The sequence below is a fragment of the Bradyrhizobium sp. HKCCYLRH1034 genome (genome assembly GCF_051168375.1).
Classification (GTDB): Bacteria; Pseudomonadota; Alphaproteobacteria; order Rhizobiales; family Xanthobacteraceae; genus Bradyrhizobium.
Genome location: NZ_JBNPUW010000013.1, coordinates 81,917 through 106,471 on the forward strand (window position 1 = coordinate 81,917; position 24,555 = coordinate 106,471).

Annotated in this window: 25 protein-coding genes; 8 read left to right on the forward strand and 17 right to left on the reverse strand. The window is 66.2% G+C overall.

Annotated features, from left to right (window positions below; all coding sequences use genetic code 11):
- Nucleotides 1-65: 65 nt before the first annotated feature.
- The 7 genes from ACQR0W_RS26545 to ffh form a co-directional block, all read right to left on the reverse strand.
- A complete protein-coding gene (locus ACQR0W_RS26545) occupies nucleotides 66-281 on the reverse strand; it encodes a hypothetical protein (RefSeq protein ID WP_315715897.1) in 216 nt (71 codons plus the stop codon).
- Nucleotides 282-473: 192 nt separating this feature from the next.
- Nucleotides 474-1,880: a 3-isopropylmalate dehydratase large subunit gene (gene leuC, locus ACQR0W_RS26550; protein WP_315750613.1), complete on the reverse strand. Its 1,407-nt coding sequence runs from the start codon at nucleotides 1,878-1,880 to the stop codon at nucleotides 474-476.
- A gap of 411 nt (nucleotides 1,881-2,291) precedes the next feature.
- Complete coding sequence (gene rplS / locus ACQR0W_RS26555; protein WP_015663536.1) at nucleotides 2,292-2,675, reverse strand: 50S ribosomal protein L19; 384 nt, start codon at nucleotides 2,673-2,675, stop codon at nucleotides 2,292-2,294.
- A gap of 109 nt (nucleotides 2,676-2,784) precedes the next feature.
- The gene (trmD, locus tag ACQR0W_RS26560) at nucleotides 2,785-3,561 is read right to left on the reverse strand and encodes a tRNA (guanosine(37)-N1)-methyltransferase TrmD (protein ID WP_316169950.1); all 777 of its coding nucleotides are present in this window, start codon (nucleotides 3,559-3,561) and stop codon (nucleotides 2,785-2,787) included.
- 197 nt (nucleotides 3,562-3,758) lie between these two features.
- Nucleotides 3,759-4,352, reverse strand: a complete 594-nt coding sequence (rimM, locus tag ACQR0W_RS26565; protein ID WP_315750615.1) for a ribosome maturation factor RimM — start codon at nucleotides 4,350-4,352, stop codon at nucleotides 3,759-3,761.
- Nucleotides 4,353-4,479: 127 nt separating this feature from the next.
- Nucleotides 4,480-4,812, reverse strand: coding sequence for a 30S ribosomal protein S16 (gene rpsP / locus ACQR0W_RS26570; RefSeq protein ID WP_008964221.1), 333 nt, complete (start codon nucleotides 4,810-4,812; stop codon nucleotides 4,480-4,482).
- 169 nt (nucleotides 4,813-4,981) lie between these two features.
- Complete coding sequence (ffh, locus tag ACQR0W_RS26575) at nucleotides 4,982-6,529, reverse strand: signal recognition particle protein (protein WP_315715903.1); 1,548 nt, start codon at nucleotides 6,527-6,529, stop codon at nucleotides 4,982-4,984.
- Between the two features lie 336 nt (nucleotides 6,530-6,865).
- Here ffh and ACQR0W_RS26580 point away from each other — a divergent pair, with 336 nt between their 5' ends.
- Nucleotides 6,866-7,858 (forward strand): MBL fold metallo-hydrolase, encoded by a 993-nt coding sequence (locus tag ACQR0W_RS26580; protein WP_315750616.1) that lies wholly within the window; start codon nucleotides 6,866-6,868, stop codon nucleotides 7,856-7,858.
- Between the two features lie 212 nt (nucleotides 7,859-8,070).
- Here ACQR0W_RS26580 and ACQR0W_RS26585 read toward each other — a convergent pair whose 3' ends face one another.
- Together ACQR0W_RS26585 and ACQR0W_RS26590 are read right to left on the reverse strand one after the other, a co-directional pair.
- Entirely contained in the window at nucleotides 8,071-8,781 is a 711-nt protein-coding gene (locus ACQR0W_RS26585; RefSeq protein ID WP_315715905.1) for an SIMPL domain-containing protein, read from the reverse strand.
- A gap of 5 nt (nucleotides 8,782-8,786) precedes the next feature.
- Complete coding sequence (locus ACQR0W_RS26590; RefSeq protein WP_315715906.1) at nucleotides 8,787-9,560, reverse strand: GyrI-like domain-containing protein; 774 nt, start codon at nucleotides 9,558-9,560, stop codon at nucleotides 8,787-8,789.
- A 170-nt stretch (nucleotides 9,561-9,730) separates the two neighbouring features.
- Between ACQR0W_RS26590 and dapF the strand changes: the two genes are divergently transcribed.
- Both dapF and mtaB read left to right on the forward strand, forming a co-directional pair.
- The gene (dapF, locus tag ACQR0W_RS26595) at nucleotides 9,731-10,597 is read left to right on the forward strand and encodes a diaminopimelate epimerase (protein ID WP_316169949.1); all 867 of its coding nucleotides are present in this window, start codon (nucleotides 9,731-9,733) and stop codon (nucleotides 10,595-10,597) included.
- Nucleotides 10,594-11,916, forward strand: a complete 1,323-nt coding sequence (gene mtaB / locus ACQR0W_RS26600) for a tRNA (N(6)-L-threonylcarbamoyladenosine(37)-C(2))-methylthiotransferase MtaB (RefSeq protein WP_316169948.1) — start codon at nucleotides 10,594-10,596, stop codon at nucleotides 11,914-11,916. The genes dapF and mtaB overlap by 4 nt, the downstream gene beginning before the upstream one ends.
- 53 nt (nucleotides 11,917-11,969) lie before the next feature.
- On the opposite strand, the gene ACQR0W_RS26605 is transcribed toward mtaB, so the two are convergent.
- Nucleotides 11,970-12,869 carry an RluA family pseudouridine synthase gene (locus ACQR0W_RS26605; RefSeq protein ID WP_315750621.1) on the reverse strand — a complete coding sequence of 300 codons (900 nt, stop codon included), beginning with the start codon at nucleotides 12,867-12,869 and terminating at the stop codon, nucleotides 11,970-11,972.
- A 59-nt stretch (nucleotides 12,870-12,928) separates the two neighbouring features.
- Here ACQR0W_RS26605 and ftsY point away from each other — a divergent pair, with 59 nt between their 5' ends.
- Both ftsY and ACQR0W_RS26615 read left to right on the forward strand, forming a co-directional pair.
- A complete protein-coding gene (ftsY, locus tag ACQR0W_RS26610) occupies nucleotides 12,929-13,876 on the forward strand; it encodes a signal recognition particle-docking protein FtsY (protein ID WP_316169947.1) in 948 nt (315 codons plus the stop codon).
- Between the two features lie 85 nt (nucleotides 13,877-13,961).
- Nucleotides 13,962-14,564, forward strand: a complete 603-nt coding sequence (locus tag ACQR0W_RS26615) for a septation protein A (RefSeq protein WP_315750623.1) — start codon at nucleotides 13,962-13,964, stop codon at nucleotides 14,562-14,564.
- A 302-nt stretch (nucleotides 14,565-14,866) separates the two neighbouring features.
- Here the strand turns inward: ACQR0W_RS26615 and ACQR0W_RS26620 are convergent, their stop codons facing one another.
- The 5 genes from ACQR0W_RS26620 to ccmA form a co-directional block, all read right to left on the reverse strand.
- A complete protein-coding gene (locus tag ACQR0W_RS26620) occupies nucleotides 14,867-15,463 on the reverse strand; it encodes a DsbE family thiol:disulfide interchange protein (protein WP_315750624.1) in 597 nt (198 codons plus the stop codon).
- Nucleotides 15,460-15,639 carry a heme exporter protein CcmD gene (gene ccmD / locus ACQR0W_RS26625; protein ID WP_315715913.1) on the reverse strand — a complete coding sequence of 60 codons (180 nt, stop codon included), beginning with the start codon at nucleotides 15,637-15,639 and terminating at the stop codon, nucleotides 15,460-15,462. Before ccmD ends, ACQR0W_RS26620 begins: the two co-directional genes overlap by 4 nt.
- 1 nt (nucleotide 15,640) lies before the next feature.
- On the reverse strand, nucleotides 15,641-16,417 hold the full coding sequence (locus tag ACQR0W_RS26630; RefSeq protein ID WP_316169946.1) for a heme ABC transporter permease: 777 nt from the start codon (nucleotides 16,415-16,417) through the stop codon (nucleotides 15,641-15,643).
- A gap of 92 nt (nucleotides 16,418-16,509) precedes the next feature.
- Nucleotides 16,510-17,178 (reverse strand): heme exporter protein CcmB, encoded by a 669-nt coding sequence (ccmB, locus tag ACQR0W_RS26635; RefSeq protein WP_315740697.1) that lies wholly within the window; start codon nucleotides 17,176-17,178, stop codon nucleotides 16,510-16,512.
- 316 nt (nucleotides 17,179-17,494) lie between these two features.
- Nucleotides 17,495-18,124 carry a heme ABC exporter ATP-binding protein CcmA gene (ccmA, locus tag ACQR0W_RS26640; protein WP_315715916.1) on the reverse strand — a complete coding sequence of 210 codons (630 nt, stop codon included), beginning with the start codon at nucleotides 18,122-18,124 and terminating at the stop codon, nucleotides 17,495-17,497.
- A gap of 223 nt (nucleotides 18,125-18,347) precedes the next feature.
- Here ccmA and acnA point away from each other — a divergent pair, with 223 nt between their 5' ends.
- The 3 genes from acnA to ACQR0W_RS26655 all read left to right on the forward strand — a co-directional run bounded on the left by acnA (nucleotide 18,348) and on the right by ACQR0W_RS26655 (nucleotide 22,822).
- Nucleotides 18,348-21,065, forward strand: coding sequence for an aconitate hydratase AcnA (gene acnA / locus ACQR0W_RS26645; protein WP_316169945.1), 2,718 nt, complete (start codon nucleotides 18,348-18,350; stop codon nucleotides 21,063-21,065).
- A 188-nt stretch (nucleotides 21,066-21,253) separates the two neighbouring features.
- Nucleotides 21,254-22,036, forward strand: coding sequence for a DUF1223 domain-containing protein (locus ACQR0W_RS26650; RefSeq protein ID WP_315716182.1), 783 nt, complete (start codon nucleotides 21,254-21,256; stop codon nucleotides 22,034-22,036).
- 420 nt (nucleotides 22,037-22,456) lie between these two features.
- Nucleotides 22,457-22,822, forward strand: coding sequence for a DUF2794 domain-containing protein (locus ACQR0W_RS26655; RefSeq protein WP_315750627.1), 366 nt, complete (start codon nucleotides 22,457-22,459; stop codon nucleotides 22,820-22,822).
- 45 nt (nucleotides 22,823-22,867) lie between these two features.
- Here the strand turns inward: ACQR0W_RS26655 and ACQR0W_RS26660 are convergent, their stop codons facing one another.
- Complete coding sequence (locus ACQR0W_RS26660; RefSeq protein WP_315716183.1) at nucleotides 22,868-23,395, reverse strand: GNAT family N-acetyltransferase; 528 nt, start codon at nucleotides 23,393-23,395, stop codon at nucleotides 22,868-22,870.
- A gap of 156 nt (nucleotides 23,396-23,551) precedes the next feature.
- Entirely contained in the window at nucleotides 23,552-24,343 is a 792-nt protein-coding gene (locus tag ACQR0W_RS26665; RefSeq protein WP_250172563.1) for a Bax inhibitor-1/YccA family protein, read from the reverse strand.
- Between the last annotated feature and the right edge of the window lie 212 nt (nucleotides 24,344-24,555).

Below are 24,555 nucleotides of genomic sequence, written 5' to 3' on the forward strand. Positions count from 1 at the left end.
AAAACAGGAAGGGCGCCCAACGGCGTCCTTCTCTCATTTCAAGGGGATGGAGTGGGGCGCGGCGGTCAGAGCCAATCCTTGAACTGCCAATTCCTCACGCTCAGCTTCCAAGGCACCAGCGTCTCCAGGCGCCATTTGGCAAAGCGGCCGGGCGGCCAGTTCGACAACCGCCGCTCCTCCTTCGGAGCCTCGGGCTGGGCAATGATCTTGGCGGGCGGTGTCTTGCGGCGTTGGCGCGTCGCATCACGGATGAGGTCGACGTATTCCGGCTTGTCGGCCATGTCAGGCTCCTCGGCACGTTCCTCTGCAGACGCAGCGCGTCCGGCGGTAGGATTGTGCGCGACGAGACTTAAGAAGCCCTTGCCGAACTGTGTCGACGTTGAGGTGAAATGAAAAACGCGATGGCTTGGGTGAAGCCATCGCGTTCGTTTGTAGACCGGCCGCCGTGCCGGATGTGAAGCAGCGAGATGACGTCAGCGCCAGTCGCGTACGTCGACGAAGTGTCCTGCGATTGCGGCCGCCGCGGCCATCGCGGGCGACACCAGGTGGGTGCGGCCCTTGAAGCCCTGGCGTCCCTCGAAGTTGCGGTTCGAGGTCGAGGCGCAGCGCTCTTCTGGCGCCAGCTTGTCCGGGTTCATGGCGAGGCACATCGAGCAGCCCGGCTCGCGCCATTCGAAGCCGGCCTTGATGAAGATCTTGTCGAGGCCCTCGGCTTCCGCCTGCTCCTTGACGATGCCCGAGCCCGGAACGACCATCGCGTTGACGTGGCCGCTGACGGTCTTGCCTTCGGCGATCTTGGCTGCGGCGCGCAGATCCTCGATGCGACCGTTGGTGCACGAGCCGATGAAGACGCGGTCGAGCTTGATGTCGGTGATCTTCGTGCCCGCGGTCAGGCCCATGTATTTCAACGCGCGATGCTTGGAGATGCGCTTGGCCTCGTCTGCGATCTTGTCCGGATCGGGCACCACGCCGGTCACCGAGATCACGTCCTCGGGCGAGGTGCCCCAGGTCACGATCGGCGGCAGCTTGGCGGCGTCGAGCCGGAGCTCGTGGTCGAAATGCGCGCCCTCGTCGGAGCGCAGCGTCTCCCAGTAGCGCATCGCCGCATCCCAGGCGGCGCCCTTCGGCGCCTTGGGACGGCCGCGCAGGAAGTCGAACGCCTTCTGGTCGGGCGCCACAAGGCCAGCACGGGCGCCGCCCTCGATCGACATGTTGCACACGGTCATGCGGCCTTCCATCGACAGCGCGCGGATCGCCTCGCCGGCATATTCCAGCACGTAGCCGGTGCCGCCGGCGGTGCCGATCTCGCCGATGATGGCGAGGATGATGTCCTTCCCCGTCACGCCGTCCGGCAGCACGCCGTCGACCGTGACGCGCATGTTCTTCGCTTTCTTCTGGATCAGCGTCTGTGTCGCCAGCACGTGCTCGACCTCGGAGGTGCCGATGCCGTGCGCCAGCGCACCGAACGCGCCATGCGTCGAGGTGTGGCTGTCACCGCAGACGATGGTGGTGCCGGGCAGGGTGAAGCCCTGCTCCGGGCCGATCACGTGGACGATGCCCTGGCGGCGGTCGAACTCGTTGTAATATTCGATGCCGAATTCCTTGGCGTTCTCGGCCAGCGTCTTGATCTGCTCGATGCTCTCCGGATCCGGATTCGGCTTGGAGCGGTCGGTGGTCGGCACGTTGTGATCGACCACGGCCAGCGTCTTCTCAGGCGCGTGCACCTTGCGGCCGGTCATGCGCAGGCCTTCGAAGGCCTGCGGCGAGGTCACTTCATGGACCAGATGGCGGTCGATGTAGAGCAGGCAGGTGCCGTCCTCGGCTTCGTGGACCAGATGGTCGTTCCAGATCTTGTCGTACAGGGTGGTCGGCTTCGACATGAGCGAATGCTCCCGGGAATTGAAGGTTGGAAACTGAGCGCGTGCCGGGCACGCGTGAACAATCAGCAATGAGGCGCTGCGGCTTACAGCGCGCGCCTAAGCTCAGATGTTGCCGAGGTGGCGAAGCGTCCGAAGAACCGCCCGGGCAGCCGGCGGCGATCGTCGATGACGACGCGGCGACAGGCCATGCTGGTGCGATCTAGAACCATTTCAGGGGGTATATAGCACGCGTGCCGTGGAGTGCGAGATGCGTTTGCGCCCGCCGTCATTGCGAGGAGCGAAGCGACGAAGCAATCCAGGGGCCGGGGCAAGGACTCTGGATTGCTTCGCTTCGCTCGCAATGACGGCAGCGCAAAAACAAAAAAGCGCGGGGCCAGCCCGCGCTCTTCGTCAATCCAATGAAAGCAACGACTACTCGTTGACGGCGGTCTGCTGCCGGTCCTGCTTCTCGACGATGCGGGCCGACTTGCCGCGCAGCTGGCGCAGGTAATACAGCTTGGCGCGACGCACCTTGCCGCGGCGCACGACCTTGATCGAATCGATCATCGGGGAGAGGATCGGGAACACGCGCTCCACGCCCTCGCCATAGGAGATCTTGCGCACGGTGAAGCTCTCGTTGATGCCGCCGCCGGACCGGCCGATGCAGACGCCCTCATAGGCCTGCACGCGCGTGCGCTCGCCTTCGACCACCTTCACGTTGACGATCACGGTGTCGCCCGGGCCGAACTCCGGAATGGTCTTGTTGGCGGACAGCTTGTCGAACTGCTCTTTTTCGAGCTGCTGAATCAGGTTCACGGGTAAATCTCCATCGGCGGCGCGCCCAGCCGGGTCACGCGGGGGCTGCGCTTGTTCCTGCCGTCACTTGCGGAATTGGGCGCTCCTATAAGCCAAAGCGCGAGGCTTGTCACCCGTCTGTCGTGCTTTTTGGCTCTTTTTGGCCGGTCCCTCTTTGTTCTCGGCCGTCGCGCCCCTGCCATTCGGCCCACAAATCCGGCCTTCGCGCTTCAGTCAGCGCCTCGGCCTGGGCGCGGCGCCAAGCGGCGACCTTGGCGTGGTCACCCGAGGTGAGCACATCCGGAATGGTCCGGCCTTCGAATAGTTGGGGCCGGGTGTATTGCGGGTATTCAAGTAGGCCATCGGAAAAACTCTCGTCGGTGCCCGATTCGAGCCTGCCCATCACGCCCGGAAGCAGCCGGACGCAGGCGTCGATCAGCACCAGGGCGGCGATCTCGCCGCCCGACAGCACGTAGTCGCCGATCGAGACCTCGGTCAGCGAGCGGGCATCGATGACGCGCTGGTCGACGCCTTCGAAGCGACCGCAGACGATCAGCGGGCCCGGACCGGCCGCGAGCTCGCGGACGAAGGCCTGGGTCAACGGCCGGCCACGCGGGCTCATCAGCAGCTTCGGCCGCTCGGGATCGATCGCCGCCGCGTCGATCGCGGCTGCCAGCACGTCCGCGCGCAGCACCATGCCGGGGCCACCGCCGGCCGGCGTGTCATCGACGCTACGGTGCTTGTCGGTGGCGGAGGCCCTGATGTCGCGCGCCTCCAACGACCAGATGCCGGAGGCCAGCGCGCGGCCGGCCAGGCTGACGCCGAGCGGCCCGGGAAACATCTCCGGGAACAGCGTCAGCACGGTGGCGCGCCAAGGTGCGACTGGGGATGGGGGCGAAGTCGTCATGATGCTCTGTGTTAAGGTACCCAGGTTGCGAGATCGAGCCCTGGATGCATTGCCGGCTCTTGCGACCTCGACACCGGTGTCGTCCCGGACAAGCGTGACGCGCGTCAGCGCGTCGCGGCGCCGATTCGGGACCCATACCGCGTGATGTCGAAACGAGGCATGCGGCCAGTCCCGCGCAAGCCAATCAGCTGCGGTGGCTATGGGTCCCCGCTTTCGCGGGGACGACGAGCGGAGGGTGCGGCGGCAGCGTCATCTTCAGCGGAAGCCGGTTCATCCGCGGCTTCATCCTCGCCCTCGATCTCCGCCGGCAGCTCGATGATCACGCGGCCGCCGGCAAGATCGACCGTCGGCACCACGGCATTTGTGAACGGCAGCAGCAACGTGCTGCCCGAGGGCGGGGCGATCTCGATGATGTCGCCGGCGCCGAAATTATGGATCGTGAGCACGCGGCCGAGCTGCGCGCCGTCAGCGGTCTCCGCGGCGAGGCCGATCAGGTCGGCGTGGTAGTATTCGTCGTCAGCCGTCTCGGGCAGGCGGTCTCTGGGCACGTAGAGCTCGAGCCCGTTGAGGCGTTCGGCCGCATTGCGGTCGGTGACGCCCTTGATGGCTGCGACCAGATGGTCCTTGGCCTCGCGCGCCTTCGCGACCTCGAACGAACGGCTGCCGTCCTTGGTCGTGAGCGGGCCGTAATGCAGCACGGCCAGCGGATCCTCGGTGAAGGTCCATAAGCGAACCTCGCCGCGCACGCCATGCGCGGCGCCGATTCTGGCGACACAGATGAGCTTGGACATCAGCGTGCCTCGTCCTTCGAGACGCGCTCGAACGCGCGCTCCTCAGGAGGAGGAGCCAGTTCCTCATGCAAGGGAGCACGGCGCAAGCCGTGCATCTCGAAGCATGAGGCCGCGCTCGTCAACGACCTTAGCCCTTGGCGGCGGCTTCGGCCTGCGCCTTGCGCTCCTTGCGCGGCACGGCCTTGATCGGGTTCTGGCGGGCTTCGCGCTTCTTGACGCCGGCGGCGTCGAGGAAGCGGGCGACGCGGTCGGACGGCTGCGCGCCCTTGGCGAGCCAGCCCTTCACCTTCTCCATGTCCAGCTTGAGGCGTGCCTCGTTGTCCTTCGGCATCAGCGGATTGAAGTAGCCGAGACGTTCGATGAAGCGGCCGTCACGCGGGAAGCGCGAGTCGGCGACGACGACGTGATAGACCGGGCGCTTCTTGGTGCCGGCACGGGCGAGACGGATGACGACGGACATGTAGGTTCTCCTGAGTGTCTTCTGATGAGTTGATGTCAGCTAAGCCGTCATTCCGGGGCACCGCGAAGCGGTGAGCCCGGAATCCATAACCACGATCGTGCGTATGGATTCCGGGCTCGCGCTGCGCGCGCCCGGAATGACGAATGGAAAGAGGAGCGGATGATCCTCATTATTTCTTCTTCCCCGGAGGAAGGCCGAGGCCCGGCAGAGTCGGCTTGCCGCTGAGACCGGTGAGGCCGGGGAGGTTCGGTAGGCCGCCGCGCAGGCCGGCGGGCAGATCCTTCGGCAAATTCGGCAGTCCGCCGGGCATGCCACCCGGCATCTTTTCCGCAAGCGCCTTGAGCTGATCCGGCGAGGGCATGCCGCCACCGCCGCCAAAACCCATCGCCTGGGCGATGCCGGCCAGCGGGCCGCGCTTGCCTGAGCCCATGGCCTTCATCACGTCGGCCATGTTCCGGTGCATCTTGAGCAGCTTGTTGACGTGCTCGACGCTCTGGCCGGAGCCGGCCGCGATGCGCTTCTTGCGGCTGGCCTTGAGCAGGTCGGGATGCTTGCGCTCCTCGCGCGTCATCGAATCGATGATCGCGACCTGGCGCTTGAGGATCTTGTCGTCGATGCCGGCGGCCGCGATCTGGTTCTTCATCTTCGAGATGCCGGGCATCATGCCCATCAGCCCGCCGATGCCGCCCATCTGCGCCATCTGCTGCAGCTGCTCGCGCATGTCGTTGAGGTCGAACTGGCCCTTGCGCATCCGCTCGGCGGCGCGCGCGGCCTTCTCGGCGTCGATGTTCGCCGCGGCCTTCTCGACCAGCGAGACGATGTCACCCATGCCGAGGATGCGGCCGGCAATGCGCGAGGGATAGAAGTCTTCCAGCGCGTCGGTCTTTTCGCCGGTGCCGAGCAGCTTGATCGGCTTGCCGGTGACCGCGCGCATCGACAGCGCCGCACCGCCGCGTCCGTCGCCGTCGATACGGGTCAGCGCGATGCCGGTGAGGCCGACGCGCTGGTCGAAGGCGCGGGCGAGATTGACGGCGTCCTGGCCGGTCAGCGAATCCGCGACCAGCAGCACCTCGTGCGGGTTGGCGACCGCCTTGATCTCGGCGGCCTCCTTCATCATGTCCTCGTCCAGCGTGGTGCGGCCGGCGGTGTCGAGCAGCACCACGTCGTAGCCGCCGAGCTTGGCGGCCTCGATGGCGCGGCGTGCGATCTGCGGCGGCATCTGGCCGGCCACGATCGGCAGCGTCGGGATGTCCAGGTCGCGGCCGAGCACCGCGAGCTGCTCCATGGCGGCCGGACGGTAGACGTCGAGCGAGGCCATCAGCACCTTGCGCTTGTCGCGCTGGACCATGCGGCGCGCGAGCTTGGCGGTGGTGGTCGTCTTGCCGGAGCCCTGCAGGCCGACCATCATGATCGGCACCGGCGGCACGGCGTTGAGGTCGATGGTCTGGCCGTCGTCGCCGAGCGTCTTGACCAGCTCGTCATGGACGATCTTGACGACCATCTGGCCGGGGGTGACCGACTTGACGACGGTGGCGCCGATCGCCTGCTCGCGCACGCGCTCGGTGAAGCTGCGGACAACCTCCAGCGCGACGTCGGCCTCGAGCAGCGCCCGGCGGACTTCGCGCATCGCGGCGTCGACATCGGCTTCCGAGAGCGAACCACGCCCCGTCAGCCGATCGAGAATGCCGCCAAGCCTTTCCGACAGATTGTCGAACAATGCCGTTATCCTTTGCCCTTGCGGGCGCTCGCTTCATTGCCGCCCGTCATCGCCGCTTGCTGCGGCCCATGACGACCATATAGACCTCGGCCCGTCGGCCGAAACCGTCAGTCCAAACACGTTTGCGCCCGAGGGCGCACAGCGCTGTCGGGCGGTGACCTCCGGCCTCCAGGGCCGGGCGGTGGCTCGAAAAGACGAGACTTTCCGAAATTCGGCCGGGTTAAACCCTCAGCAGCCGCAAAAGTCAAGGAAACTTGCTTCTCGCCGTCCCGTTGCCGGACCCTGTGGGGGCGCTTACCTCTTGCGCCAGTTCAGCTTTCCCTTGCGAGGACGACCTTGCTGCGCCGTTCCAGGACCTATTCCGGCCCCGTCACCGACCATTTCGACGGCAAGCGCTTCTACGATCCCGACGGCGTTCCGCCCAAATCCCTGTCCCAGGTGCTGCGCTGGCAGTTCGACCGCAACCGCAAGCGTTCCCGCTGGCCGTCCTGGGCGGCGAGCCCGCACGCCGACACGCCGCCGCACCGGATCGACGGCGAGACAGTGCGGCTGTCCTTCATCGGCCACGCCAGCTGGCTGATCCAGACCGGCGGGCTCAACATCCTGGTCGATCCTGTCTGGTCGGAGCGGGTGTCGCCATTCGCGTTCGCCGGTCCCCGGCGGCACAATGATCCCGGCATCGCCTTTGAGGGGCTGCCGCATATCGACGTCGTGCTGGTGTCGCATGGGCATTACGATCATCTCGACATCCGGACGTTGTCGAAGCTGACCGCGCGATTTTCGCCGCGGGTCGTCACGCCGCTGGGCAACGACCTTACGATGATCGACGCTGACTCCAAGATCCGCGCCGAGGCCTATGACTGGCACGATCGCGTGACGCTGAACGAGGAGGTCGCCGTGACCCTGGTGCCGACGCGGCACTGGACGGCGCGCGGCCTGTTCGACCGCAACAAGGCGCTGTGGGCGAGCTTCGTGCTGGAGACGCCGCGCGGCAGGGTCTACATCGTCTGCGATTCCGGTTACGGCACGGGCAAGCATTTCCGCCGCGTGGCGGAGCAGCACGCGCCGATCAGGCTCGCGATCCTGCCGATCGGCGCCTACGAGCCGCGCTGGTTCATGCGCGACCAGCACATGAACCCCGAGGATGCCGTGCAGGCGCTGCAGGATTGCGGCGCGGAGGCCGCGCTGGCGCATCACCACGGCACGTTCCAACTGACGGACGAGGCGATCGACGCGCCGGTGCGCGCCCTGCACGCCGCGCTCGACCAAGCCGGCATCCCGCGCGAGCGGTTTGGTGTGCTCAAGCCAGGGCAGGTGGTGGAGATCTAAGCAGGCCGCCGCCACAAAACAGATGTCGTCCCGGCCTTGAGCCGGGACCCATAAACACCGAATTCAATGTTGTGAAGGCTGGCAGCTCCATCTCGCGCGACAATTACCGCCGCGGAGTATGGGTCCCGGCTCAAGGCCGGGACGACACCGAGTTTGTAGCTACGTTGTCGGCTGCCACGACGCACAATGCGCCGCGCGGGCGTGAGGCCGCCTTACTGCCCCGGCTTGATCGCCCAGGTCACGTTGACCGTGATCGACAGCGTCTCCTCGCCCTGCGCCACCGGTGTCGGCGTCGCGGCCATCGGTGCGGCAAAGGTCTTGGCGCGGAACACCGGGGCGGGCGCGCCATCCTCGGAGATGCTGAGCGGCTGACCCAGCGTCACGCCGGCGGCCTTGGCATAGATCTCGGCCTTGCGGCGGGCGTCTGCGACGGCCTTCTCGCGCGCCTGGTCGAGCAGCTTGGATGGCTCGGCGACGCTGAAATAGATGTTGCCGACATCGTTGGCGCCGGCCGCGACCAGAGTATCGATCACGCTGGCGACCTTGGCGACGTCGCGCAGCTTGATGGTGACGCGATTGCTGGCGCGATAGCCGGTCACCGCCGGCTGGGCCGGCCGGTTCTGCGCATATTGCGGCTGCAGCGACAGCCGCGAGGTCTGATAGTCCTTGTCGGCGATCCCGGCCGCCTTCAGCGCCTGCAGCACCTTGGCCATGGCGGCGTTGTTGGCCTCGGCGGCCTCGCGCGCGGTCTTGGCGTCGGATGCCACGCCGGCGTCGATCTGCGCCAGATCCGGCGGCGCCGACACGCTGGCTTCGCCGCTGACGGTGATCGCCGGCGTGTCCTGCCGGGCGATGTCATCCGCGAGGGCGGGCATTGCGAAGCTGGTCGCGAGCGCGACCGCGAGGATGGGTCTGATGATCATGGTGCTCACTTCAGCGGCACGTAGACGTTGATGACGAGCTTGTCCTCGGCCGTCTTCAAGGGGTCGGTCAGGTACTCCTCGATGAAGGTGTCCTTGGCCTCCAGCCGGCGCTCGTCGAGGTGGTTGGTGATCGCCTCGTAGGTGTTGTCCATGTTGTCGTAGGAGCCGCGATGGACGAACTTCAGCGCCTTGCCCTCGGGCGACTGGCCGATGCTCATCCCCTTGCCGAGCGTCTTCGGCTCCTGCTCGACCGGCATCTCGGCCAGGAAGGTGAAGCCGGTGTCGTCGGTCGAGGTGTAGACGATCATGCCGTTGCCGGCGGGCTTGATGCCCTGCTTGTCCAGCGTGGCCGACAGCGATTTGAAGGAGTCGATCAGCGTGTCGAACGCATTGTCCCAATTCGCGGTGCCCTTGACGAGGACGACCTTCTTCGCCTCGAGCTTGATCTCGTCGCCGAAGGCGTCGGCTGCCTGGGCCGGCGCCGCGGCCTGCGGCGGCGTCGTGGCCGGGGACTGGGCCGCGGTCGGAGATGACGACGGCGAGGGGCTCGCGCTGGCGGCCGGCGTCGGGCTGGTCGCGGGCGCCGGACTGGCCGACGCGGCAGGCGCAGGAGAGGCCGGCGCCACCGGCGCCGGTAGCGCGCTCGGGGCCGGTGCGGGCGTGGCTGAGGCCGCCGGAGCCGGCGAGGCCGACGGCGCCTGGGCCCGGGCGAACGTGCCGCCGAGCAGGAGCGCGACCGAGCTCACGGCCAGAACGAGGCGGAAAGTGCTGAGATTCATTCGACTATTCTCCAGTGGCCGTGCTGCTTTGCCCGGTTCGTGCCGGCGAATGAACCGGTCCTAACATGCTCGGCGGCGCGGCGTCCCATGACAGATGCGTCATGTCGCTCTGCAGGCTGGTCAATGCCGCGCCATTCGCCATATAAGGCGGACACAATTTGGATATTTTCATGAGCGCGCTGGCCAACCACAGCTTCGTCAAGATGAACGGGATCGGCAACGAGATCGTCGTGGTCGATCTGCGCGACGTGAAGCATGTCGTCACGCCGGACGAGGCGCGGGCGGTGGCATCCCGGGTGCCCTACGATCAGCTGATGGTGCTGCAGCCGCCGCGGCTCGACGGCACCGAAGCGTTCATCCGCATCTACAACAATGACGGATCGGAGTCCGGCGCCTGCGGCAACGGCATGCGCTGCGTGGTGCGCCAGGTGTTCGGCAAGACGGGCCAGACCAGCGCGACGTTCGAGACCCGCGCCGGGTTGTTGAACTGCTGGCAGGGGCCGGCGCCCGACCTCTACACCGTCGACATGGGCGCGCCGAAGTTCGGCTGGCAGGACATTCCTCTCGCCGAGGAGTTCCGCGACACCCGCTACATCGAGCTGCAGATCGGACCGATCGACGCGCCGATCCTGCATTCGCCCTCGGTCGTCAACATGGGCAATCCGCACGCGGTGTTCTGGGTCGAGGACGTCAACGCCTATGATCTGGAGCGCTTCGGGCCGCTGCTGGAGAACCATCCGATCTTCCCGGAGCGGGCCAACATCACACTCGCCCACATCGTCGATCGCGACCACATCACGATGCGCACCTGGGAGCGCGGCGCGGGGCTGACCAAGGCCTGCGGTTCGGCGGCCTGTGCGACAGCGGTCGCGGCCGTCAGGCTGAAGCGTGCCAACCGGATCGTGCAGATGACGCTGCCCGGCGGCGAGCTCACGATCGAGTGGCGCGAGCGCGACGATCACGTGCTGATGACGGGCACCGCGACGTTCGAGTTCGAGGGACGGTTCGAGCCGTCGATGTTCGCCAGCGTCGCATGAGCGTCGACGTCGTTACCTTCGGCTGCCGCCTCAACGCGTTCGAATCCGAGCTGATCGCGAAACATGCCGAGGCGGCCGGTGCCGACGACACCATCGTCATCAACAGCTGTGCCGTCACCAACGAGGCGGTGGCGCAGGCCCGGCAGTCGATCCGCAAATTGAAGCGCGAGCGCCCCGCGGCTCGCATCGTCGTGACCGGCTGCGCCGCGCAGACGCAGGCCGGCATGTTCGCTGCCATGCCCGAGGTCGACCGCGTCATCGGCAATGACGACAAGCTGCGGCCCGATGCGTGGCGTGCGACGACACAGGCGTTGGCGGTGCCACGGTTCGGCATCGATGCGTCCGAGAAGGTGGCCGTCTCCGACATCATGGCGGTGATGGAGATGGCGCCGCATCTGGTCGACGGCTTCCAGCGCGGCCTGCCGCGCGTGTTCGTGCAGGTGCAGAACGGCTGCGATCATCGCTGCACCTTCTGCATCATCCCGTTCGGTCGCGGCAATTCGCGCTCGGTGCCGATGGGCGCTGTGGTGGATCAGGTCCGCGCGCTGGCCGATCGTGGCCATGCCGAGATCGTGCTCACCGGCGTCGACCTGACGAGCTATGGCGCCGGCCTGCCCGGCACGCCGAAGCTCGGCCGGCTTGTGAAGCAGATCCTGCGCCACGTGCCGGAGTTGAGACGCCTGCGCATCTCCTCGATCGATTCGATCGAGGCCGATGCCGACCTGCTCGATGCGCTCGCGGATGATGCCAGGCTGATGCCGCATCTGCATCTGTCGCTGCAGGCGGGTGACGATCTGATCCTGAAGCGCATGAAGCGACGGCATGCGCGCGCCGATGCCATCGCATTCTGTGCTCAGGTGCGCCGGCTGCGGCCGGACATCGCGCTTGGCGCCGATCTGATCGCGGGATTTCCGACCGAGACCGAGGAGATGTTCGCGCGCTCGCTCGATCTCGTCGAGGAATGCGGGCTAACCTTCCTGCACGTCTTTCCCTATTCGCCGCGGCCGGGCACGCCGGCCGCGCGCATGCCGCAGGTGGATGGCGCCGTCATCCGCGATCGCGCGCGGCGATTGCGGGCGGTGGGCGAGGCGGCGTTACGCCTGCGGTTGGAGCAGGAGATCGGCTGTCAGCGTGAGGTGCTGATCGAGAGTGAGACCCAGGGACGGACGGAGCATTATCTGCCGGTCGCCACGACCACTGCGTTGCCAGGCACCGTGCAGCGGCTCACGATCACGGGGCATCATGGGGCCCGGCTGTTAGTCCAGAATTCCGTCATGCCCGGGCTTGACCCGGGCATCCACGCTGTCCCCAAGAACTAAGACGTGGATGGCCGGGACTTCGCCCGGCCATGACGGTGCGGAAAGAGATGGGCTCACGCCCCGTTCCACCCGCACATCTTCAGCCGCTCATGCATGTGCACCGGCGCCGGCGCCACCACGTGTACCGGTGGCTTGTTTTTCGACAGCGGAATCGAAATCTCGCGTGCGTGCAGATGCAGCCGCGGCTCGCCGAAGCGCGGGCCGTTGCCATAGATGTTGTCACCGACGATCGGCCATCCCGACGCTGCCGAATGCACGCGCAGTTGATGCGTGCGGCCGGTGACCGGTTCCATCGCCAGCCAAGTGAGTCGCGGACTGCGATTGGAGTGCACCGACTCTCCCTCTCCGGTTGGCAGCTGCGCTCCCTCCCCCCTTGTGGGGGAGGGTTGGGGAGGGGGGTGGCTCCAAGCGACACTGCCCGTGGGGACCCCCACCCCCGACCCCTCCCCGCAAGGGGGAGGGGAGTCGTTGCCACGAGTGGGAGGGGAGTTCAGGGATAGACTGGCAAGAGAGTACGACCTCCCCAGCACCCGCCATTTCGTCACCGCTGGCTGCCCGTTCGGATCCGGCTTCTGCCACCAGCCGCGCTCGGCGTTCAGCTTGCCGAGCGGGAGCTCGATCACGCCCTCGTCAGCGTCAGGTCCGCCTTCGACGACGGCCCAATAGGTCTTCGAAATCTTGCCATGCTTGAACAAAAGCCCGAGCGACGCCGTTGCCTTGCGATGACGGCCGAGCACCAGACAGCCCGAGGTTTCCTTGTCCAGCCGATGCGCCAGCACCGGCGGGCGCGGCAGGCCGAAGCGCAGCGCGTCGAACGAGGCTTCGAGGTTCGGTCCGCCCTTCGGTCCCTTGTGCACGGGAATGCCGGCCGGCTTGTCGATCACCAGCATCAGCCCGTCGCGGTGGAGCACGCGGGCGAGCATTTCCTCGTCGGTGGGTTGGTTAATGTCCATGGAAACCGTAACGCGGGTGTGAGCTTTCGTTTGCGAATGGAAAGGGCTAACACCACGCCATGAACGATACCACCTCGGAAACACCCAAGCTGTCGTGGTGGCGGCGGCTGTCGGCCGGCCTGAAACGCACCTCCGGCGCGCTCGGCACGGCCGTCGCCGATCTCGTCACCAAGCGCAAGCTCGACCGCGCGATGCTCGACGACATCGAGGACGTGCTGCTGCGCGCCGATCTCGGCACCCAGGTCGCCGCGCGAATCGCCGACGCCGTCGGGACCGGCCGCTACGACAAGACGATCAGCGCCGACGAGGTCAAGGCGGTCGTCGCGACCGAGGTCGAGAAGGTGCTGTCGCCGGTGGCGAAGCCGCTCGAGATCGCGCCGGGCCACAAACCGTTCGTCATTCTCGTCGTCGGCGTCAACGGCTCCGGCAAGACGACCACGATCGGCAAGCTGGCGCAGAAATTCGCCTCCGAAGGCAGGCAGGTGATGCTGGCCGCGGGCGACACGTTCCGTGCCGCCGCGATCGAGCAGCTCAAGGTCTGGGGCGAGCGCACCAAGGCGCCGGTGATCGCCGGCGCGCAGGGCTCGGACTCCGCCAGCCTTGCGTTCACCGCCATCACCGCGGCAAAGGAGCAGGGCCGCGACATCCTGCTGATCGATACTGCCGGCCGTTTGCAGAACAAGGCCGAGCTGATGAACGAGCTCGAAAAGGTGGTGCGTGTCATTCGCAAGGTCGACGCGTCGGCGCCGCATGCGGTGCTGCTCGTGCTCGACGCGACGGTGGGACAAAATGCGCTGTCGCAGGTCGAGGCGTTTCATCGTACGGCAGGCGTCACCGGCCTCGTGATGACCAAGCTCGACGGTACGGCGCGCGGCGGCATCCTCGTGGCGCTGTCGGAGAAGTTCAAGCTGCCGGTGCACTTCATCGGCGTCGGCGAGGGGGTCGATGATCTCTCACCGTTCGCCGCGAGAGATTTTGCGCGGGCGATCGCCGGCATCGAGGATTGACGTCGCCACGCTCGGGCTCCGGCCCACCGCCAGATCGAGACGACCGGATCAACCGCTGCCGTGGCTGCAGCCAACAGGACATGGAATGGACAAGACCCAGCCGCACCCGCTGTTCAAGCTCGCGACCGAGCTCGGCCCGCTGATCATCTTCTTCGTGGTCAATGCCAAGTTCAACCTGTTCGCGGCGACCGGCGCGTTCATGGTCGCGATCATCGCGGCGCTGATCGCGTCCTATGTCGTGACGCGGCACGTCCCGCTGATGGCGCTGGTGACCGCCGTCGTCGTCATCGTGTTCGGCACGCTGACCCTGGTGCTGCACGACGAGACCTTCATCAAGGTCAAGCCGACCATCATCTACGGACTGTTCGCGGCCGTGCTCGGTGGCGGGCTGCTGTTCAATCGCTCCTTCATCGCGATCATGTTCGATCAGATGTTCAATCTGACGCCCGCGGGCTGGCGCATCCTCACCTTCCGCTGGGCGTTGTTCTTTGCCGCGATGGCGGTGCTGAACGAGATCATCTGGCGCACGCAGAGCACCGATTTCTGGGTCGGCTTCAAGGCGTTCGGCGTCGTGCCGCTGACCATGATCTTCGCCATCGCCCAGATGCCGCTGATCAAGCGCTACCACCAGGACCCGGCGTCGCTCGAAGCCAGCGATGCGGCGGAAGGGGATGTGAGCAAGGGGTAGCTGCCCCGAACGCGGTCATCGCGAGGAGCGTAGCGACGAAGCAATCCAAGGCCCGTAGGTGCTCCGGATTGCTTCGCTTCGAGGTTCTCCGCGCCGTCATTCCGGGGCGCGCCGCGCAGCGGCGTGAGCCCGGAATCCATAACCACGACAAGGCGTGTGACGCGAGATGGCTGTGGCGCCCGTCTTCGCCAAACGACCGCTCGTGAGTATGGATTCCGGGCTCGTCGCTTCGCGCCGCCCCGGAATGACGACGCAGAGAGAGGAGCGTGTTTGCCGCTGAAGCTCCGATGGCTGCGCGAGGCTTACGAACCCGCCTTCAGCGCCTTCTCGATTTCCGGTTTCAACACCGCATCGATGTTCTGCGCCGTGATCGGGCCGACCAGCTTGTAGACGATGGTGCCCTCGCGGCCGACGACGAAGGTCTCGGGCACGCCATAGACGCCCCATTCGATGCCGGCGCGGCCGTTGCCGTCGACGCCGACGACGTCATAAGGGTTGCCGTAGCGGCCGAGGAAGCGGCGGGCGTTGTCGGCGCCGTCCTTGTAGTTGATGCCGATGATCTGGAAGCGCTTGTCGCGGCCGAGCTCGACCAGCAGCGGCGCCTCGTCGTGGCAGGGCACGCACCACGATGCCCAGACATTGATGATACTGACCTTGCCCTTGAGCGCAGCCGGGTCGAGGCCGGGCACCGGCGTGCCGTCCCTCGCCAGTTCCGGCAGCGCCGGCAGCGGCGTGGCCGGCGCGGGGCGGCCGATCAGCGCGGATGGAATGCGCGACGGGTCGCCGTTGCCGAGGCGCGACCAGAACAGCGCCGCCAGCCCGAGGAACACCACGAGCGGCAGCAGCATGAGGAATGAGCGGCGCCGCGGCGCCGGCTCTGTCGCAGCCTGTTCGATCATTGGATATCCGTCGCGGCGCGGCCGGAACGACGGCTGATGCCGCTGTCCTCGAGCGCGCGCAAGCGCGCCTTCTGGGTGCGGTAGTCGATGGCGATCCAGCCGATCAGCAGCATCACGACCAGCGCCGCTGCAAGATAGGAGGTCGCGATGAAGGAGGTATAGGGGCCAAGGTCCATGTCAAGCCGCTCCCGCGATCTGGCCTGCCGCATCGTCGGCTGGTGCGGCCGTGGTGTAGGCGCGGGCCTGCATCATCTGCAGGCTGCGGACGCGCCGGCGCAGGATCTCGTTGCGCATCGCCGCGACATGCAGGGTAATGAACAGGAACGAGAACCCGACGGCCATCACCAGCAGCGGGATCAGGAATGATTTGTCGAGCGCCGGACCGCCCATTCGCATCACCGACGCCGGTTGATGCAGCGTGTTCCACCAGTCGACGGAGAACTTGATGATCGGCAGGTTGATCGCGCCAACCAGCGTCAGTACGGCGGCAGCGCGGGCGGCGCGGGTCGGATCCTCGACCGCGCGCCACAGCGCCATCAGGCCGAGATACATCAGGAACAGGATCAGCACCGAGGTCAGCCGCGCATCCCACTCCCAATAGGTGCCCCACATCGGCCGGCCCCACAGCGAGCCGGTGAGGAGAGCGAGGAACGTGAAGCTGGCGCCGATCGGGGCGGCGGCCTTGGCAGCGACGTCGGCGAGCGGATGCCGCCACACCAAGGTGCCGAGCGAGGCGATGCTCATGATGCTCCAGACGAACATCGACAGCCAGGCATTGGGCACGTGGATGAACATGATCTTGACGGTCGCGCCCTGCTGATAGTCGTCGGGCGCCAGCACGGAGAGGTACAGGCCGGTAGCCAGCAGCGCGGCCGTGACCAGCGCCAGCCACGGCAGCAGCCGCGCCGCCAGCGCAAGGAACCGGGTGGGATTGGCGAGGTCGATCAGCGACATGAGACCCTTGTTAAAGGCGGAAGCGGTTGCAGGCAATCAGCACAGCGCCGCTAGGTAAGAGTTGATCATGGTCAAACCCCGGCGGGCGGTGGTCAATCCAGCCCGTTCCGCAAGCTTGTCGCAGCGGCGAACGGGCCGATCACGAAACTCACCAGCGACAATGCGCACAGGATCGAGAACGGCGCCCCGAACGGCAGCGGGCCGACGATGGCCGCCTGCGACGCCGCGACGCCGAAGATCAGCACTGGGATCGAAAGTGGCAGCACCAAGACCGCCAGCAGCAGCCCGCCGCGGTGCATCGTCACAGCCAGTGCTGCACCGATCATGCCGATGAAGGTCAGGGCAGGCGTGCCCGCCAATAACGTCAGCGCGACGGCGCCGGTCGCTGTGGCGTCGAGGTTGAGCAGCAGGCCCAGCACGGGCGTCGCGATCACCAGCGGCAGGCCGGCGGCGAGCCAATGCGCCAGCGCCTTGGCGGCGCAGGCCAGCTCCAGCGGTGTCCGGCTCATCACGACCAGGTCGAGCGAGCCGTCCTCGTGGTCGGCGGTGAACAGCCGGTCCAGGGTGAGCAGGCTGGAGAGCAGGGCACCGAGCCAGAGGATGGCGGGGCCGAGCCGGGTCAGCAGCGCCAGATCCGGCCCGACCGCGAATGGCATCAGCACCACGACGGTAAGAAAGAACAGCACGCCGATCAACGCGCCGCCGCCGATACGCAGCGCGATTCTGATGTCGCGGCGGATGAGGGCACCGAGGGCGGTCATGCGGATAGGGCCTCGGCTGATTGCTTGATGGCAGATGGTGAGCCGCGCTCCCTCGACCCGCAAACTGCGCTCCGTCCCCCCTTGTGGGGGAGATGGGGGAGGGCTGGGGAGGGGGGTGGCTCCAGGCGACGCTGCCGTTGCGGACCGCCGGCTCCTCCCCGCAGGGGGGAGGGGTCGGCGCGCCGATGGGACGTTGGTTGGTGCGACCGAATCTCGTCAAACAAGTTAGAGCGCGTCGTGGGGCGCCCCCCTCCCTGACCTAGGGGGGCCGGAACGGAGAGAGCGGTGGGTGGGACTGCGAAGAGGCGAGAGGGAATCATCGAGCCTCCCCGATCCGCAGCTCGCGTGTGTCGATGCCGAGCGGGCCGTGCGTCGCCGCGACAATCAGCCCACCCCCGGCGAGATGCTCCCGCATCAGCCCCGCGAACATCGCCTGTCCCGCGACGTCGAGCGCCGCGGTCGGTTCATCGAGCAGCCAGAGCAGGCGGGGCACCGCGAGCAGGCGGGCCAGCGACAGCCGGCGGCGCTGGCCGGCGGACAGATAGGCGGCAGGCAGGTCGATGGCGTGGGCGATGCCGACGGCCGCGAGGCAGTCGGGGATCGGCCGCGTGATGCCGCCGCCGAGGAATTCGGCCCAGAAGGTCAGGTTTTCGCGCACGCTGAGCGCCGGCTTCAGCGCGTCGCGGTGGCCGAGATAATGCGCCTGCTCGGGCACCGTGAGCTCGCTCTCACCGCCCTCGATGGCGATCGATCCGCCCGCCGGCAGCAGCAGGCCGGCAATCAGCCGCAGCAGCGATGTCTTGCCCGCACCATTGTGTCCGGTCACTGCCAGCGCCTCGCCCGCGACCGCTTCGAAGGCTAGTCCTGCGAACACCTCGCGGCCGCCGCGCACGCACCTGACGTCGCGGCCGAACAGCTTCGGAGACAATGTTGAAGTCGCCTGCATGGCCCGTCGTGACAGCCCCTAGGGAATTGATGGCTAGCGCGTAAGAATTTGTGGGTGATGCCACGTCGGGACTTGCTTGTCTCTGTGGCGGCGCAGTTAGAAAGCTTCTATAAGCCCGACCTTGATGCAGCACACAATCGCCCGCTGCAAGCCATTCGGCGCCTCGCGCTGACGGTTCTTAAATACCCCCTCCGGGTATACAGATCAATTGGGATTTCCACGCATGACCTCGCTCGACAGCTTCAAGTGTCGCAAGACCCTCAAGGTCGGAACGAAGAGCTACATCTATTACAGCTTGCCCACAGCCGAGAAGAACGGTCTCAAGGACATCTCCAAGCTGCCGTATTCGATGAAGGTGCTGCTCGAGAACCTGCTGCGCAACGAGGACGGCCGCACCGTCACCAAGGACGACATCGTCGCGGTGTCCAAATGGCTGCGCAAGAAGTCGCTGGAGCATGAGATCGCCTTCCGCCCGGCGCGCGTGCTGATGCAGGATTTCACCGGCGTGCCGGCGGTGGTCGACCTCGCGGCGATGCGCAACGCGATGCAGAAGCTGGGCGGCGATGCCGAGAAGATCAACCCGCTGGTGCCGGTCGATCTCGTCATCGACCACTCGGTGATCGTGAACTACTTCGGTGACAACAAGGCGTTCGGCAAGAACGTCGCCGAGGAGTACAAGCAGAACCAGGAGCGTTACGAATTCCTGAAATGGGGCCAAAAGGCGTTCTCGAACTTCTCCGTCGTGCCGCCCGGCACCGGCATCTGCCACCAGGTCAACCTCGAATACCTGGCGCAGACGGTCTGGACCAAGAAGGAGAAGATGACGGTCGGCCGCACCAAGGGCACCTTCGAGGTCGCCTATCCGGATTCGCTGGTCGGCACTGACTCCCACACCACCATGGTCAATGGTCTCGCCGTGCTCGGCTGGGGCGTTGGCGGCATCGAGGCCGAGGCCTGCATGCTCGGCCAGCCGCTGTCGATGCTGCTGCCAGACGTCGTCGGCTTCAAGCTGACCGGCGCGCTGAAGGAAGGCGTCACCGCGACGGATCTCGTGCTGACCGTCACCCAGATGCTGCGCAAGCTCGGCGTGGTCGGCAAGTTCGTCGAGTTCTTCGGCCCCGGCCTCGACCATCTCTCGGTCGCCGACAAGTCGACCATTGCCAACATGGCTCCGGAATACGGCGCGACCTGCGGCTTCTTCCCGGTTGACGCCGCCACCATCGACTATCTCAAGACCTCGGGTCGCAAGGCGCCGCGCGTCGCGCTGGTCGAGGCCTATGCCAAGGCGCAGGGTCTGTTCCGCACTGCCAAGTCGCCGGACCCGGTGTTCACGCAGACGCTGACCCTCGATCTCGCCGACGTCGTGCCGTCGATGGCCGGTCCGAAGCGTCCCGAAGGCCGCATCGCGCTGCCGGCGGTGGCCGAAGGCTTCGCGACCGCGCTGGCTGGGGAGTACAAGAAGCCCGACGCTGCGCAGCGCTTCCCGGTCGAGGGCAAGGACTTCGACATCGGCCATGGCGACGTCGTCATCGCCGCCATCACCTCCTGCACCAACACCTCGAATCCGAGCGTGCTGATCGGCGCCGGCCTCTTGGCCCGCAACGCCGCCGCCAAGGGCCTCAAGGCCAAGCCGTGGGTGAAGACCTCCCTCGCTCCCGGCAGTCAGGTGGTTGCCGAATACCTTGCCAACTCGGGCCTGCAGAAGGACCTCGACAAGGTCGGCTTCAACCTCGTCGGATTCGGCTGCACCACCTGCATCGGCAATTCCGGCCCGCTGCCGGAGGAGATCTCGAAGTCGATCAACGACAACGGCGTGGTCGCGGCGGCCGTGCTGTCGGGTAACCGCAACTTCGAAGGCCGCGTCTCGCCGGACGTGCAGGCCAACTATCTGGCCTCGCCGCCGCTGGTCGTGGCCTATGCGCTGGCCGGCACCGTGACCAAGGATCTTTCGGTCGAGCCGATCGGCATCGGCAAGGACAAGAAGCCGGTCTACCTGAAGGACATCTGGCCGACGACCAAGGAGGTCAACGACTTCGTCAAGAAGTTCGTCAAGGCGTCGATCTTCAAGAAGCGCTACGCCGACGTGTTCAAGGGCGACACCAACTGGCGCAAGATCAAGACGGTCGAGAGCGAGACCTATCGCTGGAACATGTCGTCGACCTACGTGCAGAACCCGCCGTATTTCGAGGGCATGAAGAAGGAGCCCGAGCCGATCAAGGACATCGTCGAGGCCCGCGTGCTGGCGCTGTTCGGCGACAAGATCACGACCGACCACATCTCGCCGGCCGGTTCGATCAAGCTGACTTCGCCTGCCGGCAAGTTCCTTAGCGAACACCAGGTCCGCCCGGCGGACTTCAACCAGTATGGCACGCGCCGCGGCAATCACGAGATCATGATGCGCGGCACCTTCGCCAACATCCGCATCAAGAACTTCATGCTCAAGGGTGCCGACGGCAACATTCCCGAGGGCGGCCTGACCAAGCACTGGCCCGACGGCGAGCAGATGTCGATCTACGACGCCGCGATGAAGTATCAGGAAGAGGGCGTGCCGCTGGTGGTGTTCGCCGGCGCCGAATACGGCAACGGTTCGTCGCGCGACTGGGCCGCCAAAGGTACCCGGCTGCTGGGCGTCCGTGCCGTGATCTGCCAGAGCTTCGAGCGCATCCATCGCTCCAATCTGGTGGGTATGGGCGTGCTGCCGCTCACCTTCCAGGAAGGCACGTCCTGGTCCTCGCTCGGCCTCAAGGGCGACGAGAAGGTTACCATCAAGGGCCTGCAGGGCGACCTGAAGCCGCGCCAAACCCTGACCGCCGAGATCGTCTCGGCCGACGGTGCGGCGCAGCAGGTGCCGCTGCTCTGCCGGATCGATACGCTCGACGAGCTCGACTACTACCGCAACGGCGGCATCCTGCACTACGTGCTGCGCAAGCTCGCCGCTTAACCAACGCGCGATGCGACAGTTTGGCTCACTCTGAAGTGAGTAGCGGGTGATGAAGGAGGCGGCCTATGACAAAGGCCGCCTCTTTTGCATTTTCGGTTTGTTAACTACGAGGACGGCATCGCGGATGCAGTGATGCACAGGGCGCAGCGGACGGTGGTCCAGACGGGACAGTGGCGATGAGTGGACAGATGTCGTGGTGGTCGCGCGCAGCGCTGAGTGTCTGTGCGGTCATCGCTTTCGTCCGGCCCGCTGCGTCCGATCCCCGTGCGGTGATCGAACTCTTCACCTCGCAAGGCTGTTCGTCCTGCCCGCCGGCTGACAAGATCCTCGGCGAGCTCGCCAGAGATCCTTCGGTCATCGCGCTGTCCCTGCCGATAGACTACTGGGACTATCTCGGCTGGAAGGACACGCTGGCCGACTCCCGCTTCACGGCCCGGCAGCGGGCCTATTCTCGTGCGCGCGGCGACCGCGAGGTCTATACGCCGCAGGCGGTGGTCAACGGCTCCGTGCATGTGATCGGCAGCGACCGCGAGGCGATCGAGGGCGCCATCGAGGAGACCGTCCAGGGTGGCAGCGTGATGTCGGTGCCGGTGAGGCTGTCGGTCGACGGCCAGGACCTTACTGTCTCCGTGGCCGCGGCCAACGACCAGATGCCGCGCAAGCACGGCGAGGTCTGGGTCTGCTCGATCTCGCGGGTGGTCCCGATCTCGGTCGGCCGCGGCGAGAACAGCGGCCGTGATCTGACCTATTACAACGTCGTTCGCGGGCTTCAGAAGCTGGGTGACTGGAATGGGTCGCCGGTCAGATGGAGCGTGCCGCTGGAGAAGATCGCCCGCGAGGGCGTCGATGGCACCGTCGTCTATGTGCAGGACGGCAGTCGCGACCGCCCTGGGCCGATGCTCGGGGCCGCCTTTTCCGAGTTGCCGTTGGGCGGACGGGCTTCAGCAACAGCGCGCGGTCCCGAGCGCTGATCTTCCGTCGTCCTGATCTTCGTTTTCGCTGACCTGCGTTGGGCGCGTCACGTCCGTGCGACGGCGTGTCCCGACAATCTTACGCGCAGCTCACGCCAGAAAAGCAAAAGGACCAACTTGCGTTGGCCCTTTGCCTTACTTGTGAATAGACCCGATCCTGACGACCCCGGGGGGCTGGGGGCTGAGGAATCCGGAACCGAAAGGACCGGGCCAACGCACACGAATCTTATGCCGAAGGTCGGGGGCGGTCGGTGGGCGGAAAGACGGCGCGATTATGATTCTGCTAACGATCCCGTGACGCTTGCGTGTTCGCGGAACCGACGGCCTCGCAGGCTCGGTCGAACTTCAACAACGAAAACGGCCCCTTGCGGCTTCTGCCGGATGGCGCGATCATGTCACACGGATGACAGGAGGACGCCAATGAACCTCACGCCGGAGGACGCCGACCCCAGCGAGAACCGCGCGGCGGCGCGCAGTGCGGCCGCAGCGCCGAGCCGGGTGACGTTCGACCGCCTGGAGCTGAACCGCATCCTGAACCTCTACGGCCGCATGGTCGCCGACGGTGAGTGGCGCGACTATTCAATCGACTTCCTGCGTGACCGGGCCGTCTTCTCCGTGTTTCGCCGGGCGTCCGAGGTGCCGATCTACCGCATCGAGAAGGATCCGCGTCTCGCACGCAAGCAGGGCATGTACAGCGTGATCTCGGCCACCGGGCTGATCCTGCGCCGCGGCCACGAGCTCGAGCGCGTGCTGCTGGTGATCGCGCCCAAACCAGCCCTGGTCTGATCCCACGCGCTCCGGCTTGATCATGACATTCCGATTGGCGTTGCCTTACGCCGGGACGTCGCTGCTCCCGGCCCCGAGCGGGCGCTGCATCATCACAGTATCGAGCCAGCGGCCGAATTTCAGGCCGACGCTCGGGTGGGTGCCGATCATCTGGAAGCCGCAGGCGGTATGCAGCCCGACCGAGCCGGAATTGGCGGAGTCGCCGATGACGGCGATCATCTGGCGAAAGCCTCCCTCCTCACAGGCGTCGATCAGCCGCCGCATCAGGCGCATCCCGATGCCGCGACGCTGGCTGGCGGGAGCGAGATAGACCGAGTTCTCCACCGTGAAGCGATAGGCAGGGCGGGGCCGGTAGGGCCCGGCATAGGCATAGCCCACCACCTCTCCGTCCAGCAGGGCAGCGAAATAGGGGAAGCCGCCGTCGCGGAGCGCCCGGAAGCGGCGCGTCATCTCCGCCAGATCCGGAGGGTCGAGCTCGAAGGTGGCCGTGCCCTCGCGGACGGCTTGGCCGTAGATGGCGGTGATGGCGGGAAGGTCGGCCTCCTGGGTGGGCCGGATTTCAATGTCGGACATAGGGGGGAAGCATACCCAGGCGGACGCGGCGATCAATCCGGCCTCGCGGCATGGCTGCCGCTGCGGCTTTGCGCCGGTCGCAATCGGGGTTTGCGCAAACGAAAAGCCCCGGCGGTGAGGCCGGGGCTTCGAAGGTCGCTCGTTCGAGCGGTTGGATCAGTCGCGCTGTCCGAGCAACTGCAGCAGCAGCGTGAACAGGTTGATGAAGTTCAAGTACAGCGACAGGGCGCCGGTGATTGCCGCGCGCTCCGCGATGTCGCCGCCCGCGGAAGCGTAGCCGTAGATGTACTCGTTCTTCAGACGCTGCGTGTCCCAGGCGGTCAGGCCGGCGAACACGAACACGCCGATCACCGAGACGATGAACTGCAGCATCGAGCTCGCCAGGAACAGGTTCACGAGGCTCGCCAGCACGATGCCGATCAGGCCCATGAACAGGAACGAGCCCATGCCCGTCATGTCACGCTTGGTCGTGTAGCCGTAGAGGCTCAGCGCGCCGAACGTCGCCGCGGTGATGAAGAACACCCGCACGATCGAGGTGTGGGTGTACACCAAGAAGATCGACGACAGCGAGATGCCCATCAAGGCCGAGAACACCCAGAACAGGATCTGTGCGGTCGACGGCGCCAAGCGGTTGATGCCGGCCGAGATCGCGAACACCATGACCAGGGGGGCCAGGATGAACAGCCACTTCAGCGGGCTCACGAACATCGCGTAGCCGAACTGCGTCAGATAGGCGTTACCGAACTTGAACACGCCGGCCGCCGGATCGCCGGTCACCGACGCCATGTAGACGCCCAGTGCCGCAAGGCCGGTGATGGCCAGGCCGATGCTCATGTAATTGTAGATGCGCAGCATGTAGGCGCGCAGACCGGCGTCGACGGTCGCGGCATCGGCGCGCCCGGCCACCCGGCCAAAGGGTGAAGCATAGTTGCGGTCTAGGTCCGACATGGTCGATTCCCGTTGGTTGCCCGGCAGCCCGGTCCTGACAGGACCGTTGGCCGGTTCTCGAAAAACCCTATCTCATACCCACTGCTGCAGATATTAAATTTGCGTCATCGGCAAATTCGCCATCTTTTGGCAGGTCTCTGAGCCCATTCCCTAGATGGGAAACTAGCATATCTGCCGCAAGCTTCCACGCGCGGCTGAATGTCGCTCCGCGC